This is a genomic window from Variovorax sp. P2_H12, from assembly GCF_056403395.1.
Genome location: NZ_JBFUFO010000064.1, coordinates 12,061 through 27,410 on the forward strand (window position 1 = coordinate 12,061; position 15,350 = coordinate 27,410).

The following is a 15,350-nucleotide window of genomic DNA, read 5'->3' on the forward strand; positions in this document are numbered from 1 at the left end:
ATACTTCCGCCACGCGCCGATTTGCTCCAGCTTGCGGGCGCTTAACAAATGCAGCTAAAGACGGATGCCGGACCCGGCTCGTTTTTGGCGAGGCCGGGTCTTTTTCATCATGTCGTTCGTCGTCACTCCGCAATCGATGCAGTTCGCCGGCCCGCTGGCCTTGCGAAGCGGTGCATCGATCAGCCACTACACGCTGGCCTACGAAACCTACGGCCAGCTCAACGCCGATCGCAGCAACGCAGTGCTGGTCTGCCATGCGCTCAATGCGTCCCACCACGTCGCCGGCGTCTATGCGGGCCAGCCGAAATCCGAAGGCTGGTGGGACAACATGATCGGGCCGGGAAAGCCGGTCGACACCGACCGCTTCTTCGTCATCGGCATCAACAACCTGGGCTCCTGCTTCGGCTCCACCGGACCGATGCACGACAACCCCGCGACCGGCCGCGCCTATGGGACTGGGTCACTGCCCAGGCCACGCTGCTCGATGCGCTCGGCATCGGCCGGCTTGCGGCGGTGATGGGCGGCAGCCTCGGCGGGATGCAGGCGCTGTCGTGGACGCTCCAGTACCCCGAACGGGTGCAGCACGCGGTGGTGGTCGCCAGCGCGCCGAGCCTCACGGCGCAGAACATCGCGTTCAACGAAGTCGCGCGCCGCGCAATCGTGACCGATCCCGACTTCAATGGCGGCCACTTCTACGAGCATGGCGTGATTCCGCGGCGCGGCCTGCGCATCGCCCGCATGATCGGCCACATCACCTACCAGAGCGACGACGTGATGAACGAGAAGTTCGGCCGCGCCCTGCGCAGCGCGGTCGAGGGCAGCGCCGCGAACACAGAGTTCCTCTATTCGACGCAGGAGGTGGAGTTCCAGATCGAGAGCTACCTGCGCTACAACGGCGACAAGTTCAGCGAGTACTTCGACGCCAACACCTACCTGCTGATCACCCGTGCGCTCGACTACTTCGATCCGGCGCGCGCCTTCGGCGGCGACCTGCGTGCGGCACTTGCCCAGGCCAGCGCCAAGTTCCTGCTCGTGAGCTTCAGCACCGACTGGCGCTTCTCGCCGGCGCGCAGCCGCGAGATCGTGAAGGCCCTGCTCGACAACCGCCGCAACGTGAGCTACGCGGAGATCGACGCCCCCCATGGGCATGACGCGTTCCTGCTCGACGACGTGCGCTACATGAGCGTGGTGCGTTCCTACTTCGATCGCATCGCGAGCGCACCGAATGGAGTCGCCGCATGAGCGATACCGAAACCCAGAAGCTGATCGCCCGCCTCGTCCCCGAAGGTGCGCGCGTGCTCGACCTCGGCTGCGGCGACGGCGCGCTGCTCGACCTGCTGCAGCGTGAGCGCGGCTGCAGCGGCTACGGCGTCGAGATCGCCGACGGCAACGTGCTGCAGTGCGTGCGGCGCGGCGTCGACGTGATCCAGCTCAACCTCGACGAAGGCCTCGCGATGTTCGACGACGCCTCCTTCGAGGTGGTGCTGCAGATCGACACGCTCCAACATCTGCGCAATGCCGAGGTGATGCTGCGCGAGACCGCGCGCGTGGGACGCATCGGCATCGTCGCCTTCCCCAACTTCGCGCACTGGCCGAACCGCATCAGCATCGCGCGCGGCCGCATGCCGGTGACGCGCCGGCTGCCTTACCAGTGGTACGACACGCCCAACATCCGCGTCGGCACCTTCAAGGATTTCCAGGTGCTGGCACGCAAGAACCGCTTGCGCGTGCTCGATGCCTTCGGCTTGCAGGACGGGCAGGAGGTGCGCTGGCTGCCCAATGCGCGCGCCAGCACCGCCGTCTTCAAGTTCGAGAGGGAGTAGGGCTCACCCCCAGGTTGGGCTCACTTCGTGTAGCCCGCCCACCCCCTTCCCCGGGGGCAACACCAGCGGCCCGGCGAGCCGGTTCCGCGGTGTTCCTGGACTGGGGCATATTTCGAGGCCATGCCATTCACTCTCAACGCTGCGCGGCACAGCGAGCTGATCATCAAGAAGAGCCGCTTCATCGGCTGCGTCCAGCCGGTGGCCGACCGCGCCGCTGCGCAGGCAGTGGTCGATTCGCTGCGGCGCGAGCACCCCGCGGCGGCGCATGTCTGCTGGGCCCTGATGGCGGGCGGACAGTCAGCAGCCAACGACGACGGCGAGCCGGGCGGCACCGCCGGGCGACCGATGCTCGAAGTGCTCCGGCATCACGATCTCGAAGGCGTTCTGGCGACCGTGGTGCGCTATTTCGGCGGCGTCAAGCTCGGCGCCGGCGGGCTGGTGCGCGCCTACACCGACAGCATCGCCCAGACGCTGATCGACGCCCCGCTCGTGCCTCTGGTCCGCCAGCGCTCGCTGCACTGCGCGGTACCCTATTCGCTCGAGGGCCTGCTGCGGCGCGAGATCGCGGCGGTCGGTGCCACGCTCGATGGCGTTCGCCACGAGACCATGGTCCATTTCGACTTCAGCTTGCCCGAGCCGGCGGCGGACGCGTTCGTCGCCAGGGTCGGCGATGCGGCCCAAGGGCGCGTCGCCTGGCTGCAGGCCTGAGCCCGCGCCCCGGCACAATGGCAGCCGGATCTGCAAAGAAGAAATCGAAAGTTCGCAAATGGCGCCCCCGTCAGATTTATTCAGTTACGCCTCTTGCGCAATGAAGTGCCCTGGGGCGAAATGGGGTTCTTACGATAGACGTTTTGAGGAGTTCCCCATTGGCCACACAGTCCCCCTTCTTCGGCAAGCGCGATCGCGACGCTGAAAATCTCACCTCCCGTCCCGCGCCGTTGATGGGTTCGAGCACCAATCTGTCGGGCACTCCCGTCAATCCGTCGAGCCTCACGACCCAGGCCGCCAACGCGGCGGCCAGCGTCGCCAAGGAAGGCGGCAGCAAGCTCACTGTCGGTCCCAACATCAAGCTGAAGGGCGTCGAGATCACGGACTGCGACACGCTGGTGGTCGAAGGCCTGGTGGAAGCGACGATGGATTCGCGCGTCATGCAGATCGCCGAGCAGGGCGCCTTCAAGGGCTCGGCCGAGATCGACATCGCCGAAATCCGCGGCCTGTTCGACGGCAACCTGACCGTGCGCGAGAAGCTCGTGATCCATTCGACCGGCAAGGTCACCGGCAAGATCCGCTACGGCAAGATCATCGTCGAGGAAGGCGGCCAGCTGTCGGGCGAGATCAGCTTCGGCACCTCCGCTTCCGGCAGCCCGGCCAAGCCGACGCTGCAAGCCGCAGCCTGATTGTTGCTCGCCCCCCAGGTTGGGCTCACTTCGTGTAGCCCGCCCACCCCCTGCCGGGGGCAACACCTGCGGCCCGGCGAAGCCGGTTCCGCGGTGTTTCACCAACGAAAGCCCGTCAGTGACGGGCTTTTGTCATTGGGCTCGGGGAAAGCGGTCGGCTCAGGCCAGCCGTTCGATCAGGGCACGGGCAGCCGCGGGTGCCTTTTCCTTCGCGCCGTTGATGAAGAAGATGAAGACATCGCGCGGGCCGCCAGTCTTTGATGGACTTGCCTCGACGAGAGGCAGCGAGGCCGGCGTCTTGCCCTCCGCCCAGAGGCGGGCGTTCTCCGCCCACGCATCGAGCGCCTTCGGCGCATAGCCGCTCTCGAGCGTCGCGTCGCTGTTCATGAGCCGCGCGTAGGCGAAGTCCGCGCTCTGGTCGGCGAACGACGGGTACTTGTCGGAATCGGTGAACACCGTGGCCACCCGATGTTTGCGTGCGAGCGCGAGGTACTCCGGCGTCTTGAAGCTCTCGTGGCGTACGTCCAGCACGTGACGCAGTGCGCGGCTTCCCGCTTTCTCCGGCAGCAGCTCCAGGAAAGCGGCCATGTCCTCCGGATCGAAGGCCTTGGTCGGCATGAACTGCCACACGATCGGGCCGAGCTTGCTGCCGAGCTCTTCAATGCCGCTGTCGACGAAGCGCGCGATCGACTCGCCGGCGCTCGCGAGCAGCTTGCGGTTGGTGGCGAAGCGCGAGGCCTTCAGGGAGAACACGAAGCTCTCCGGCGTCTCGTCGTGCCACTTCTTGAAGCTGGCCGGCTTCATGGTGCTGTAGTAGGTGCCGTTGACCTCGATCGCCGTGAGCTGCCGGCTCGCATAGCCGAGTTCCTGCGCATGGGGGAGCTTGGCCGGATAGAAGGTGTCGCGCCAGGGCTCATAGGTCCAGCCGCCGATGCCGACACGGATGCGCGGGGTCGCGGAGCTGGAGTCCTTGTCGGTGCGTGCAGTCATGGGCTTCCTCGGGTCGCGGTGACGAAGCCCGCCTTTTTATCGCATCCCGCAACCCGGCGCCAATCCGGGCACGTCGCCCCAAGACGCACTAACATCGTTGTCCCCACCCCGCGGAGATCTCAATGAACGCCCCCCTCCACCGCGAAATGCCTGCCGGTCTGCTCGATGCCGGCCGCGCGCTGGCCGACGTTTCGTCCCAATGGGACCACGACATCGTCAAGCAGCTCACCGACTACATCGCCATTCCTGCCAAGTCGCCGGGCTTCGACAAGGACTGGTCGCAGAACGGCTACCTCGAAACCGTGCTGCGCAATGCGGCCGCCTGGGTCGAGGCCCAGAAGGTCGAGGGCCTGAAGCTCGAGATCGTGCGTCTCGAAGGTCGCACGCCGGTGCTGTTCTTCGAAGTGCCGGCAACAGGCACCGACATGACCGAAACCGTGCTGATGTACGGCCATCTCGACAAGCAGCCGGAATTCACCGGCTGGCGCAGCGACCTGGGCCCGTGGACGCCGAAGTACGAGAACGGCCTGCTCTACGGGCGCGGCGGGGCCGACGACGGCTACGCGGTGTACGCCAGCATCGCGGCGCTGCAGGCGCTCAAGGCCCAGGGGGCGGCCCATCCGCGCATCGTCGGCCTGATCGAGACCTGCGAGGAATCGGGCTCCTACGACCTGCTGCCCTACGTCGACGCGCTGCGGCCGCGCCTGGGCGAGGTGTCGCTCGTCATCTGCCTCGACTCGGGCGCCGGCAACTACGACCAGCTCTGGCTCACCACCTCGCTGCGCGGCATGGCCAGCGGCACCCTGAAGGTCGAGATCCTGACCGAAGGCATCCATTCGGGCGACGCCTCCGGCCTGGTGCCGTCGAGTTTCCGCATCATGCGGCAGGTGCTCGACCGCCTGGAAGACAGCAAGACCGGTCGCCTGCTTCCCGAGAGCTTCCATTGCGAAGTACCGGCCGAGCGGCTGGCCCAGGCACGTGCCACCGCCGCGATCCTCGGCGAGGAGCTTTACAAGCGCTTTCCCTGGGCCCACTACGACTGCGGGGGCTCGACCACCTTCGCGCTGCCGACCACCACCGACCCGGTGGAGGCGCTGCTCAACCGCACCTGGAAGCCGACGCTGTCGGTGACCGGTGCCGAAGGCTTTCCGGCCTTGAAAGACGCCGGCAACGTGCTGCGTCCCTACACCGCCTTCAAGCTCTCGCTGCGCCTGCCTCCGCTGGTCGATGCCGATCAGGCGGTGCAGCAGCTCAAGCAACTGCTGGAGGACAACGCGCCCTACCAGGCCAAGGTCACCTTCGACAGCGGCGGCGGCGCCACCGGATGGAACGCGCCCGACACCGCCTCCTGGTTCGAACGCGCCCTCAACGCCGCCTCGCAGGCCCATTTCGGCGCCGATTGCGGCTACATCGGCCAAGGCGGCACCATTCCGCTCATGAGCATGCTGAGCCGGGGCTTTCCGAAGGCGCAGATGATGGTCTGCGGCGTGCTGGGCCCGAAGAGCAACGCGCATGGCCCGAACGAGTTCCTGCACGTGCCCTATGCAAAGAAGCTGACGGCCGCGGTGGCCGAGGTGATCGCCGCGCTGCCGGCAGCCCGCGCCGCCGCTTGAAGACCCTGCGCACGCCCGACGGCGAGACGCTGGTGCTGCACGACTGGCCGCTCGGGGCCGGTGCGGCCAGGGCCGTCATCCTGCTTGTCCATGGCCTCGGCGAGCATGCGGGCCGTTACCGCGCCGTGGCCGCGCGGCTCAACGACTGGGGCTTCGCGGTGCGTGCCGCAGACCAGCGGGGACACGGGGCGTCCAGCGGCGGGCGCGGCGCCTTGCCGAGCTCGCGCCACCTGGTCGAGGACCTGGCGCTGGTGATCGACGACACGCGGTGCGACTTTCCCGGATTGCCGCTGGTACTGCTGGGTCACAGCCTCGGCGGCTTGGTGGCGGCCAGCGCCGTCGCGCGCGGGGTGCGCGTGGTCGACGCCTTGGTGCTGTCCTCGCCGGCGCTCGATGCCGGCCTCAGCCCGTTGCAGAAGCTGCTCCTCGCCACGCTGTCGCGCCTGGCGCCCGGGCTGCGCGTGGGCAACGGGCTCGATGCCGACTTTCTGTCGCACGAACCGGCGGTGGCCGAGGCCTACCGCGCCGATCCGCTGTGCCATGACCGCATCGGTGCCCGCCTTGCGCGCTTCCTGGCCGACGAGGGTGCAAGAGTCCTGGCCGAGGCGCCTGCATGGCGGGTGCCCACGCTGCTGCTCTATGCCGGTGACGACCGCCTGGTGAATCCCGCCGGCAGCCGCGCCTTCGCCGAAGCCGCCGCGGACTCGATGGTCAGCAGCACCTGTTTCCCGGCGCTGTACCACGAGATCTTCAACGAGCGCGACGCGCAGCCCGTGTTCGACGCCCTGCGGGGCTGGCTGGACGCGCGCTTTCCTCCGCCCTAGGCCGCAGCGGCGGCGGCGCTCCGGCGTTGCCGGCGCGCCAGCCACAACAATGCGACGCCGGTCAGCACGACGGGAACCAGCGAACCGAGGTTCAGCAGCCGCCAGCCCTGCGTCGTGACCAGCACGCCGGATGCGAAGGAGCTCAGCGCCAGCGTCGCGAAAACGCAGAAGTTGAGCGCCCCTTGCGCGCGATCCCTTTCTTCAGGCGTGTAGGCCGCGAGCGAGAGCGTGGTGCTGCCTGTGAAGAGGAAGTTCCAGCCGACACCGAGCAGGAACAGCGCGATCAGGAACTGGTGCAGGTCGACGCCGGACAGCGCCACCGCGATGCAACCCGCATTGAGCGCCAGCCCGACCGCCATCACCGGCAGCACGCCGACCCGGCGGATCAGGTGGCCGGTGAAGAAGCCGGGCGCGAACATGCCGATCACATGCCATTCGAGCACCCAGGCAATGTCGCTGAATGGCAGGCTGCAGACCTGCATCGCGATCGGCGTCGCGGCCATCAGCAGGTTCATGACGCCGAAGCCGAGCGCGCCCGAGACGGCGGCGACGATGAACACCGGCTGGCGCGCGATCTCGGCCAGGGAACGCCCGGCGGCCGTGGCGCTGCGGGGTGGTGGTGCCGGGAAGTCGATGAAGTTCATGACCGCCATCGACAGCAGCGCGACGGCGGCCAGCGCGAGGTAGGCGCCCGCGAAGGGCACCGCGAACCAGTCGCGCGTGACGGCGGCCAGGTTCGGTCCGGCGACCGCACCGATCAGGCCGCCGGCCATCACCAGCGAGACCGCCTTTTCGCGCCAGTCGGGTCCGGTGAGTTCGGCGGCGGCAAAACGGTAGAGGCCGGCATTGGCGTTGTAGTACCCGGCCACCACGGTGGCAAAGCAAAGCAGCCAGAAGTTCTGCCAGAGCGCCGCCTGCGCGCACAGCAGCGCCGAGCCCAGGGCCACCGCGATGCCGATCTGGAACGAGCGCCTGCGCCCGAAGCGCCGCTGCGTGCGCGCCACGAGCCCGGTGGCCAGCGCACCGCCGACCACGTAGCCCATCACCGGCAGGGTCGCCATCCACCCACGCGGCGCCAGCGCCAACCCGACCAGACCGTTGATCGCCATGAAGGTGACGTTGTTCGTCAGGAACAGGCCTTGGCAGATGGCGAGCAGCCAGAGATTGCGATTCATGGGTTGGAATGGAGATGGAGGGGCGGTTCTATCACGGCGCGCCTGCGACGAGCGCATGAAAAAGGGCGCCCTGCAGCGCCCTGCTTCCCGAATCCGCAAGCCAAGGGGGCGCCTGCTAGACCTTCTTCTGCAGCAGCCCGCTGAGCGAGGACAACAGCTCGTCCTGATTGCCCAGCCCTTCGGCGGGCACCTGGCCCTTGGGCGTGAGGTGGTCGATCAGCGTCGGCAGCAGTGCGGCCAGCATCGGCAGCAGCGTCGCGCTGTTGATGCCGAGCTTCTGGGCGATACCGGCGATCGCGTCGCTGCCGAGCACGTCCTGCAGTTGCCCGCCCGAGATCGGCGCGTTGTCGCCCTTGCCGACCCAGGAGCCGACGATGTCGCCCATGCCGGCTTGCTCGAACTTGGAGACCAGTCCGCCAAGACCGCCGACCTCGCCGTTGTTGGCGAGCAGTCCGCCGAGCGCACCGGCGAGTCCGCCGAGAGGGTCCGCGGAGCCTCCCGCACCGCCGAGCAGGGCGCCGAGATCTCCCAGGCCGCCCCCAGCCTGGGATTGCTGCTGTGCGCCGCCGAGCACTTGACCGAGTACCGAATCGAGCAATCCCATGATGGGCTCCTGAGGTGTGAGTGTGAACAGCCCGCGCGCGGGGCACGGGGCATTTTGCGCGCCCTGCCGGGCTTCTGTCACGTTGGCCCGTGCGACATCAGCCGCCGGCCAGCCAGACGAGCGCAGCCAGTGCCGCGGTTTCGGCGCGGAGCACGCGCGGACCGAGCGTCAGCGGCGCGAAGCCCCGTGCGATGGCGGCCTGTTCCTCGGCGAGGCTGAGGCCGCCCTCCGGTCCGCTCAGCACCCGGGCATCGATGTGAGCGCCCTGCCGGTCCTGCCACTCGGCGGCCACGTCGATGGCGCGCCGCGTGCCCGGCGCCAGGCTCAGCACGAAGCGCTCGCCATCGTCCTCAGGCGCCTCCAGCCATCCGGCCAGGCTTCGCACCGGATGGATCTGCGGGACGCGGTTGCGCCCGCATTGTTCGCAGGAGGCAATCGCGATCGCTTCCCAGTGGGCCCGCTTCTTGTCCGCGCGCTCGCCGTTGAGCCTCAGCACGCCGTGGGCGGTCATCAGGGGTTGGATGCTGGCCACGCCAAGCTCGGTGGCCTTCTCGACCAGCCAGTCCATGCGTTCGTTGGCCGGCATGCCGACCGCCAGGTGGACCGCACGCGGCGCCTCGCGCTCGTCCGCCGTGTGGGCGCCGACCCGCACGGCGACTTCGCTGCGGCCCATGCGCTCGACGGTGGCGGCGTATTGCCCGCCGTGGCCGTCGAACAGCGTCAACGCGTCGCCGGGCTGCATCCTCAGCACCTGCACATGGCGCGCGGCGCCGGGCGGCAGCACGAGCGCGCTGTTGGCGACGAGCGCAACGGCGCAATGGAAGCGCGCCGTCACACCCGTCCGTAGGCGAAGCCGCTCAAGGCCTGCGTGCCTTCGACCTCGTCGATCACGCGCACCAGCGGTGTCAGCTCGCGATAGCGGCCCGCGGTCGCCCGGATGTAGGCGATGAAGCGCGGCGTATCGGCCAGGTACTTCGGCTTGCCGTCGCGCAAGGTCAGACGCGCGAAGATGCCGGCCACCTTCAGGTGGCGCTGCAGCCCCATCCACTCGACCGAGCGATAGAAGGCGCCGAAATCCTCGTCGACCGGCAGCCCGGCCTTGCGCGCGCGCTCCCAGTAGCGCACCGTGACGTCCAGCACGACTTCCTCGTCCCAGCTCAGGAAGGCGTCGCGCATCAGGCTCGCGATGTCGTAGGTGATGGGCCCGAAGACCGCATCCTGGAAATCCAGCACGCCGAGCGCGGCGCCATCGCCGACCATGAGGTTGCGCGGCATGAAGTCGCGGTGCACGTAGACCTTTGCGGCGGTCAGATTGTTCTCGACGATGGCTCGGAAACTTCGCTCGAGCCGCTCCTTCAGCTGGCCTTGGATCGCCACGCCGCGATGGCGCGCGATGTACCACTCGGGGAAAAGCGCCAGTTCGCGCTCCAGGAGTGCCCGGTCGTAGGGCGGCAGCACATCGGGCTTCGAGGCCAGCTGCCATCGGATCAAGGCATCGATGGCCTGGTCGTAGAGCGGCCGCGCGGCGTTGGCGTCGGCCGGGTCGATGACATCCAGCATGGTCTGGCGGCCCAGGTCGTCGAGCAGCAGGAAGCCCGCGGTCTCGTCCCATTCGAGCACCTGCGGCACGCGCACGCCGGCCTCGGCCATCAGTTTCGCGACCTGGACGAATGGAGCGCTGTTTTCCTGCGCGGGCGGCGCGTCCATCACGATCCGGGTCGGCGCGCCCGCGCCCGCCGCATCAACGCGGAAGTAGCGCCGGAAGCTGGCGTCGGCCGAAGCCAGGCGCACGCTCGCGGGCAGCAGATGGTGGCGGTCGGCAATGCGCTCCATCCATTGCTGGAAAGCCCGGGCGCGGGCCGGGTCGCTCCAGGCCGGTGCTTCGGGAAGGGGGGCGGCGGCGCTGGACGGTGGCTGGGGGGCTGTCATGGATAATCGATTCTACAAATCCGCCTGGCGCGGAGCTTCGCAACCCGATGGCCCCTGGCGCCGTCTCCCCCTCCAGACGATATTTGTCCCGTACCGATGCCTGACCTGAACCGAGCCGCTTGGCGCCGGTGCCGCCCCCCTTTGCCCTTGGCGCTGCTGTCGCTTGCGCTGCTGCACGCGCAGGGCGCGTGGGCGCAGGACGCGGACCTGGGCGAGCCGCTCGTGCTCAAGCGCACGCCGCAACTCGCGGAGATCATCCCGGCGCCCCTGCGCGGCCAACTGCCGAGCTTCGTGGACGGCGACAAGATCTCCGGCCGGCCTGACATCGAGACCGTCGTCGAAGGCAACGCCACCCTGCGCCGCGGCGACCTCTCCCTCAGGGCCGACCGGCTCGAGTACTACCAGCCCGACGATCGCGCCCGCGCCACCGGCAACGTTCGCATCAACCAGGCGGGCAACGTCTACGAGGGCCCCGAGCTCGAGCTCAAGATCGAGACCTTCGAGGGCTTCTTCAACAAGGTCCGCTACCGATTCCTTGCCAGCGGCGGTGGCGGAGATGCCGAACGTATCGACTTCGTCGACAGCAACGTGTCGGTCGCCCGCATGGCCACCTACACCACCTGCCGGCCCGAGGACTATCCCGGCTGGATGCCGGCCTGGCTCCTGAGCGCCGCCACCCTGACGACCGACACGGAGGACAACGTCGGCGTCGCGACCCAGGCGCGTCTGACCTTCATGGGCATCACCACGCCGCCCTTCCCCTCGCTGAGCTTCCCGCTCAGCAACGACCGCAAGAGCGGCATGCTGCCGCCCGTGATCGGCCTGGACAACGTCAACGGCGTCGACATCACGACACCCTACTACTGGAACATCGCGCCGAACCGCGACGCCACGCTGTACCCGACGCTGATGAGCAAGCGCGGCATCAACCTGGGCGCCGAGTTCCGCTACCTCGAAGAAAAGTACAGCGGTGAAATCCGGGCCGACTACATGCCCGACGATCGCCTGCGCGACCGCGACCGCTGGGGCATCTGGACCCATCACTCGCAAGCCTTCGACGCCCGGTACTTCGGCCTCGACTCGCTGGTCGGCACGCTGAACATCAACCGCGTCAGCGACAACAACTATTGGCGCGATTTCACCAACACGCCCTCGCTCACGCAGCGCCTGCTGGCCAACGACGGCTCGCTCAACTGGTCCAAGGGCGACTGGAGCGGCACCGCGCGGGCGCTGAGCTACCAGACCCTGCAGTACGCGCCGGCGCCGATCGTGCCGCCCTACGACCGGATGCCGCAGATCACGGCGAACTACAACAAGTTCGACTGGAACGGCTTCGACTTCTCGGTCATCAACGACTACACGCGCTTCGAGGCCAAGAACCCGTTCGTGCAGGGCCAGCCCAACGGCGAACGCGTGTTCTCGCTGGCCTCGCTGAGCCGGCCTTTCCTGACGCCTGGCACCTTCGTGGTCCCGAAGGTGATGCTGAACGCGACGGCCTACCAGTTCGATGGCCCGCTGCTGACCAACGGCGCGACCTCGGCAGACCGCGTGGTGCCGACCTTCAGCCTGGACAGCGGCCTGATCTTCGAGCGCGATGCGAACTTTTTCGGCCGTTCCTTCCGCCAGACGCTGGAGCCGCGCGCGTTCTACGTCTACACGCCCTTTCGCAACCAGAATTACCTGCCGGTCTACGACACGGCGCAGAACGACTTCAACTTCGCGACTATCTATTCCGAGAACGCGTTTTCCGGCAACGACCGCATTTCCGACAGCAACCTGCTGACCCTCGGCGTGACCACCCGGCTGATCGACCCCGAAACCGGTGCCGAGGCGGCCCGCTTCGGTGTCGCCCAGCGCCTGCGCTTCGCGGACCAGCTGGTCACGATGCCGGGCGGCTTGCCGGTCACCGACCGGGTGAGCGACCTGCTGCTCGGCGCCCAGATCAACTGGACATCGAAATGGGCCATGGACGGCACCGTCCAGTACAACCCGGACACCCAGACTTCCGCGCGCACCGCGCTGAGCGCGCGCTACAACCCCGGTCCCTATCGCACTGTGAGCGCCGCCTACCGCTACCAGGCTGACACCACGCCCACCTCCAACGACGGCAACCGTGCGCTCGACGTCAGCTGGCAGTGGCCCTTGAACGATCTCTGGGGCGACAAAGGCAAGGATCTGGGCCCCGGGAGGGGTCAAGGCGGCGGTCGCTGGTACGCAGTAGGCCGATTGAACTACAGTCTGGAATCCAGCAAACTGACGGATGGCGTGCTCGGCTTCGAATACGACGGCTGCTGCTGGATCGGGCGCGTGGTGCTGGAACGTGTCACGACCGGACAGGTCACAGCCAATACTCGAATCATGTTCCAGATCGAGCTGGTCGGCTTCGCAAGCATCGGTTCGAGCCCGAGGCGCACGCTGACACAGAACATCCAGCGCTATACGCCGATGCGCCAGCCGAGCATCGGCGCGAGCCGCTTCACCAATTACGACTGAGATCGCGCTTCGCCATGAAACATTTCCGATCCATCCTCACCGTGGCCTGCCTTGCCACCCTCGCCACCGCTGCCGGCGCGCAGGGAGCGGGCATTACCGACATCATGCGGTCCGGACCGCGGCTGGGGCCGGCGCCCACGGAGCCCCGCGCACCGGCACCTGCCGTGCGCCGCTCGGCCGAATACATCGTCGCGCTGGTCAATTCCGAGCCGGTCACCAACACCGAAGTGCAGTCGCGCGTGCTGCGAGTGCTGAAGGAAAACCCCGAAGCCGAGCGCGTTCCGCGCGCTGAGCTGACGCGGATGGTGCTCGAGCGTCTCATCAACGAGCGGGCCCAACTGCAGATGGGGAAAGAATACGGCATCAAGGTCGATGAACTGGCGGTCGACCAGGCCGAGCAGACCGTGGCCCGACAAAACCAGATCAGCCTCCCCGAGCTGCACCGGCGGGTCGCGGCCGAAGGACTGTCGCGGGAGCAGTTCCGCCGCGACTTGCGCGACCAGCTCATCCTCACGCGGCTGCGCGATCGCGAGATCGAGGCCAAAGCCAAGATCAGCGATGCTGAGGTCGACCAGTTCATCAAGGAACAGCGCGCTGGGACCAATGCCGCTTTTGCGCCGAACATCAACATCGCCCAGTTGCTGGTCCTGGTGCCCGAAAACGCCAGCGAGGCCGATGTGGCGAAGCTGCAGCAGCGCGCGCAGGGCCTGGCACAACGCGCCCGCGCCGGCGAGAACTTCATCAAGCTGGTGCAGGAGAATTCCGACTCGCCTGACCGCGTCTCCGGAGGCGCCATCGGCATGCGCAGCGCGGACCGATATCCGGGGATCTTCATCGAGGCCACGCAATCGACGCCGGTCAACGGCATTGCCGGGCCGATCCGTTCCAGCGCTGGTTTCCACGTGCTCAAGCTGTTGGCCAAGTCCCAGCCTGGCGCCAGCGATGCGGTCGTCACGCAGACCCAGGTGCGCCACATCCTGCTGCGCAACGATCCCAAGCGCAGCACCTCGGAGGCCGTCGCCCAACTGGCCGAGTTCAAGAAGCGCATGCAGGCCGGGACCGCCGATTTCGCCGGCCTGGCGCGCGACAATTCGCAAGATGGCAGCGCCAAGCAGGGCGGTGACCTGGGCTGGGGACGTCCTGGCCAGTTCGTGCCCGAGTTCGAGGAAGCGATGAACCGATTGGGGCCCGGCGAAATCAGCGATCCGGTGGTCTCGCGCTTCGGCGTTCACCTGATCCAGGTCGTCGGCCGGCGCGATGCCAAGTTGAGCCAGGCCGAGCAGCGCGAAGCCGCCCGCGCCGTGCTGCGCGAGAAGAAGGTCGAGCAGGCCACCGAGACCTGGGCCCAGGAAGTCCGCGCCCGCGCCTACGTCGAGTACCGCGAGCCGCCGCAAACATGACTCGCCCCCAGGTTGACTCATGTCATAGGGCTCGCCCCCAGGTTGGCTCACTTCGTGTAGCCGCCCACCCCCTGCCGGGGGCAACACCGGCGGACTGGCAAAGCCAGATCCGCGGTGTTTCGCGAAGGGGTCCGCGGCCTGCGGCCGGGGGCACTGCTTGAAGCACATTGCGCGCAAGCGGTTCGGGCAGCACTTTCTGACCGACGGGGGAATCATCGACGCCATCGTGCGCGAGATCGCGCCGAAGGCGGGGGATGCGATGGTCGAGATCGGGCCGGGGCTGGCGGCGCTGACGCAGCCGCTGGTGGAGCGGCTCGGGCGGCTGACCGTGATCGAGCTCGATCGCGACCTGGCGCAGCGCCTGCGCAGCCATGGGCAGCTGGACGTGATCGAGTCCGATGTGCTCAAGGTGGATTTCGCCACGCTGGCTGCGAAATTCTCGCCGGCGCCACTGCGCGTCGTCGGCAACCTGCCCTACAACATCTCGACCCCGATCCTGTTCCATCTGCTCGGCTTCGCGCACCTGATCGCCGACCAGCACTTCATGCTGCAGAAGGAAGTCATCGACCGCATGGTCGCCCGTCCGGCCACGTCCGACTACAGCCGCCTGAGCGTGATGCTGCAGTGGCGTTACGCGATGGACAACGTGCTATTCGTGCCGCCCGAGAGCTTTGACCCGCCACCGCGCGTCGACAGTGCCGTGGTGCGCATGGTGCCCCTGGCCGAGCCGCCCGCAGTGAACGCCGCGCGCCTCGGCGAGATCGTCCAGGTCGCTTTCAGCCAGCGCCGCAAGCTGCTGCGCCACACCCTCGGCAAATGGCTCGACCAGCACGCCTTTGCCGGCACCTTCGACACCCAGCGCCGCGCCGAGGAAGTGCCAGTGTCCGAATACGTCGCCCTCGCGCAATCCGTCCAGCCATAAAAAAAGCCCGCCGAAGGCTGGGCTTTGTTCGTGAAACACCGCGGAACCGGCTTTGCCGGGCCGCTGGTGTTGCCCCCGGCCGGGGGTGGGCGCCCGGACACGAAGTGCCGGGCAACCTGGGGGCGAGCTTAAGCCGCTGCCAGCCAGTAGCCCGCGTTGAAGGGGCTGCTCATGCGCAAG

Annotated in this window: 13 protein-coding genes and 1 pseudogene; 9 read left to right on the forward strand and 5 right to left on the reverse strand. The window is 67.8% G+C overall.

All coding sequences use genetic code 11. The features are described from left to right. The first annotated feature begins 109 nt into the window (after positions 1-109). The 4 genes and pseudogenes from metX to AC1DYK_RS33080 all read left to right on the forward strand — a co-directional run bounded on the left by metX (position 110) and on the right by AC1DYK_RS33080 (position 3,220). Positions 110-1,242: pseudogene (metX, locus tag AC1DYK_RS33065) on the forward strand (homoserine O-succinyltransferase MetX). Next, complete coding sequence (gene metW / locus AC1DYK_RS33070; protein ID WP_478170147.1) at positions 1,239-1,823, forward strand: methionine biosynthesis protein MetW; 585 nt, start codon at positions 1,239-1,241, stop codon at positions 1,821-1,823. The pseudogene metX and the gene metW overlap by 4 nt, the downstream one beginning before the upstream one ends. A gap of 120 nt (positions 1,824-1,943) precedes the next feature. Further along, positions 1,944-2,531, forward strand: coding sequence for an IMPACT family protein (locus AC1DYK_RS33075; RefSeq protein ID WP_478170148.1), 588 nt, complete (start codon positions 1,944-1,946; stop codon positions 2,529-2,531). A gap of 158 nt (positions 2,532-2,689) precedes the next feature. Then, positions 2,690-3,220 carry a bactofilin family protein gene (locus AC1DYK_RS33080; protein WP_478170149.1) on the forward strand — a complete coding sequence of 177 codons (531 nt, stop codon included), beginning with the start codon at positions 2,690-2,692 and terminating at the stop codon, positions 3,218-3,220. A 159-nt stretch (positions 3,221-3,379) separates the two neighbouring features. Here AC1DYK_RS33080 and AC1DYK_RS33085 read toward each other — a convergent pair whose 3' ends face one another. Further along, positions 3,380-4,210 (reverse strand): DUF72 domain-containing protein, encoded by an 831-nt coding sequence (locus AC1DYK_RS33085; RefSeq protein WP_478170150.1) that lies wholly within the window; start codon positions 4,208-4,210, stop codon positions 3,380-3,382. A 122-nt stretch (positions 4,211-4,332) separates the two neighbouring features. On the opposite strand from AC1DYK_RS33085, the gene AC1DYK_RS33090 reads away from it, so the two are divergent. Both AC1DYK_RS33090 and AC1DYK_RS33095 read left to right on the forward strand, forming a co-directional pair. Next, entirely contained in the window at positions 4,333-5,823 is a 1,491-nt protein-coding gene (locus AC1DYK_RS33090; RefSeq protein WP_478170151.1) for a M20 family metallopeptidase, read from the forward strand. Next, positions 5,820-6,647: a lysophospholipase gene (locus AC1DYK_RS33095; RefSeq protein WP_478170152.1), complete on the forward strand. Its 828-nt coding sequence runs from the start codon at positions 5,820-5,822 to the stop codon at positions 6,645-6,647. Before AC1DYK_RS33090 ends, AC1DYK_RS33095 begins: the two co-directional genes overlap by 4 nt. On the opposite strand, the gene AC1DYK_RS33100 is transcribed toward AC1DYK_RS33095, so the two are convergent. From AC1DYK_RS33100 to AC1DYK_RS33115, 4 genes are all read right to left on the reverse strand, one after another. After that, positions 6,644-7,822, reverse strand: a complete 1,179-nt coding sequence (locus AC1DYK_RS33100; RefSeq protein ID WP_478157674.1) for an MFS transporter — start codon at positions 7,820-7,822, stop codon at positions 6,644-6,646. The genes AC1DYK_RS33095 and AC1DYK_RS33100 overlap by 4 nt on opposite strands. 115 nt (positions 7,823-7,937) lie before the next feature. Next, positions 7,938-8,426, reverse strand: coding sequence for a YidB family protein (locus tag AC1DYK_RS33105; RefSeq protein ID WP_478170153.1), 489 nt, complete (start codon positions 8,424-8,426; stop codon positions 7,938-7,940). Positions 8,427-8,523: 97 nt separating this feature from the next. Continuing rightward, positions 8,524-9,261: a 16S rRNA (uracil(1498)-N(3))-methyltransferase gene (locus AC1DYK_RS33110; RefSeq protein WP_478170154.1), complete on the reverse strand. Its 738-nt coding sequence runs from the start codon at positions 9,259-9,261 to the stop codon at positions 8,524-8,526. After that, the gene (locus AC1DYK_RS33115; RefSeq protein ID WP_478170155.1) at positions 9,258-10,355 is read right to left on the reverse strand and encodes an aminoglycoside phosphotransferase family protein; all 1,098 of its coding nucleotides are present in this window, start codon (positions 10,353-10,355) and stop codon (positions 9,258-9,260) included. Before AC1DYK_RS33115 ends, AC1DYK_RS33110 begins: the two co-directional genes overlap by 4 nt. A 96-nt stretch (positions 10,356-10,451) precedes the next feature. Between AC1DYK_RS33115 and AC1DYK_RS33120 the strand changes: the two genes are divergently transcribed. The 3 genes from AC1DYK_RS33120 (at position 10,452) to rsmA (ending at position 15,170) form a co-directional block, all read left to right on the forward strand. Beyond that, the gene (locus tag AC1DYK_RS33120; RefSeq protein WP_478170156.1) at positions 10,452-12,848 is read left to right on the forward strand and encodes an LPS-assembly protein LptD; all 2,397 of its coding nucleotides are present in this window, start codon (positions 10,452-10,454) and stop codon (positions 12,846-12,848) included. Between the two features lie 14 nt (positions 12,849-12,862). Further along, positions 12,863-14,248, forward strand: coding sequence for a peptidylprolyl isomerase (locus AC1DYK_RS33125; RefSeq protein ID WP_478170157.1), 1,386 nt, complete (start codon positions 12,863-12,865; stop codon positions 14,246-14,248). Between the two features lie 157 nt (positions 14,249-14,405). Further along, the gene (gene rsmA / locus AC1DYK_RS33130; RefSeq protein ID WP_478170158.1) at positions 14,406-15,170 is read left to right on the forward strand and encodes a 16S rRNA (adenine(1518)-N(6)/adenine(1519)-N(6))-dimethyltransferase RsmA; all 765 of its coding nucleotides are present in this window, start codon (positions 14,406-14,408) and stop codon (positions 15,168-15,170) included. Positions 15,171-15,350: the final 180 nt, after the last annotated feature.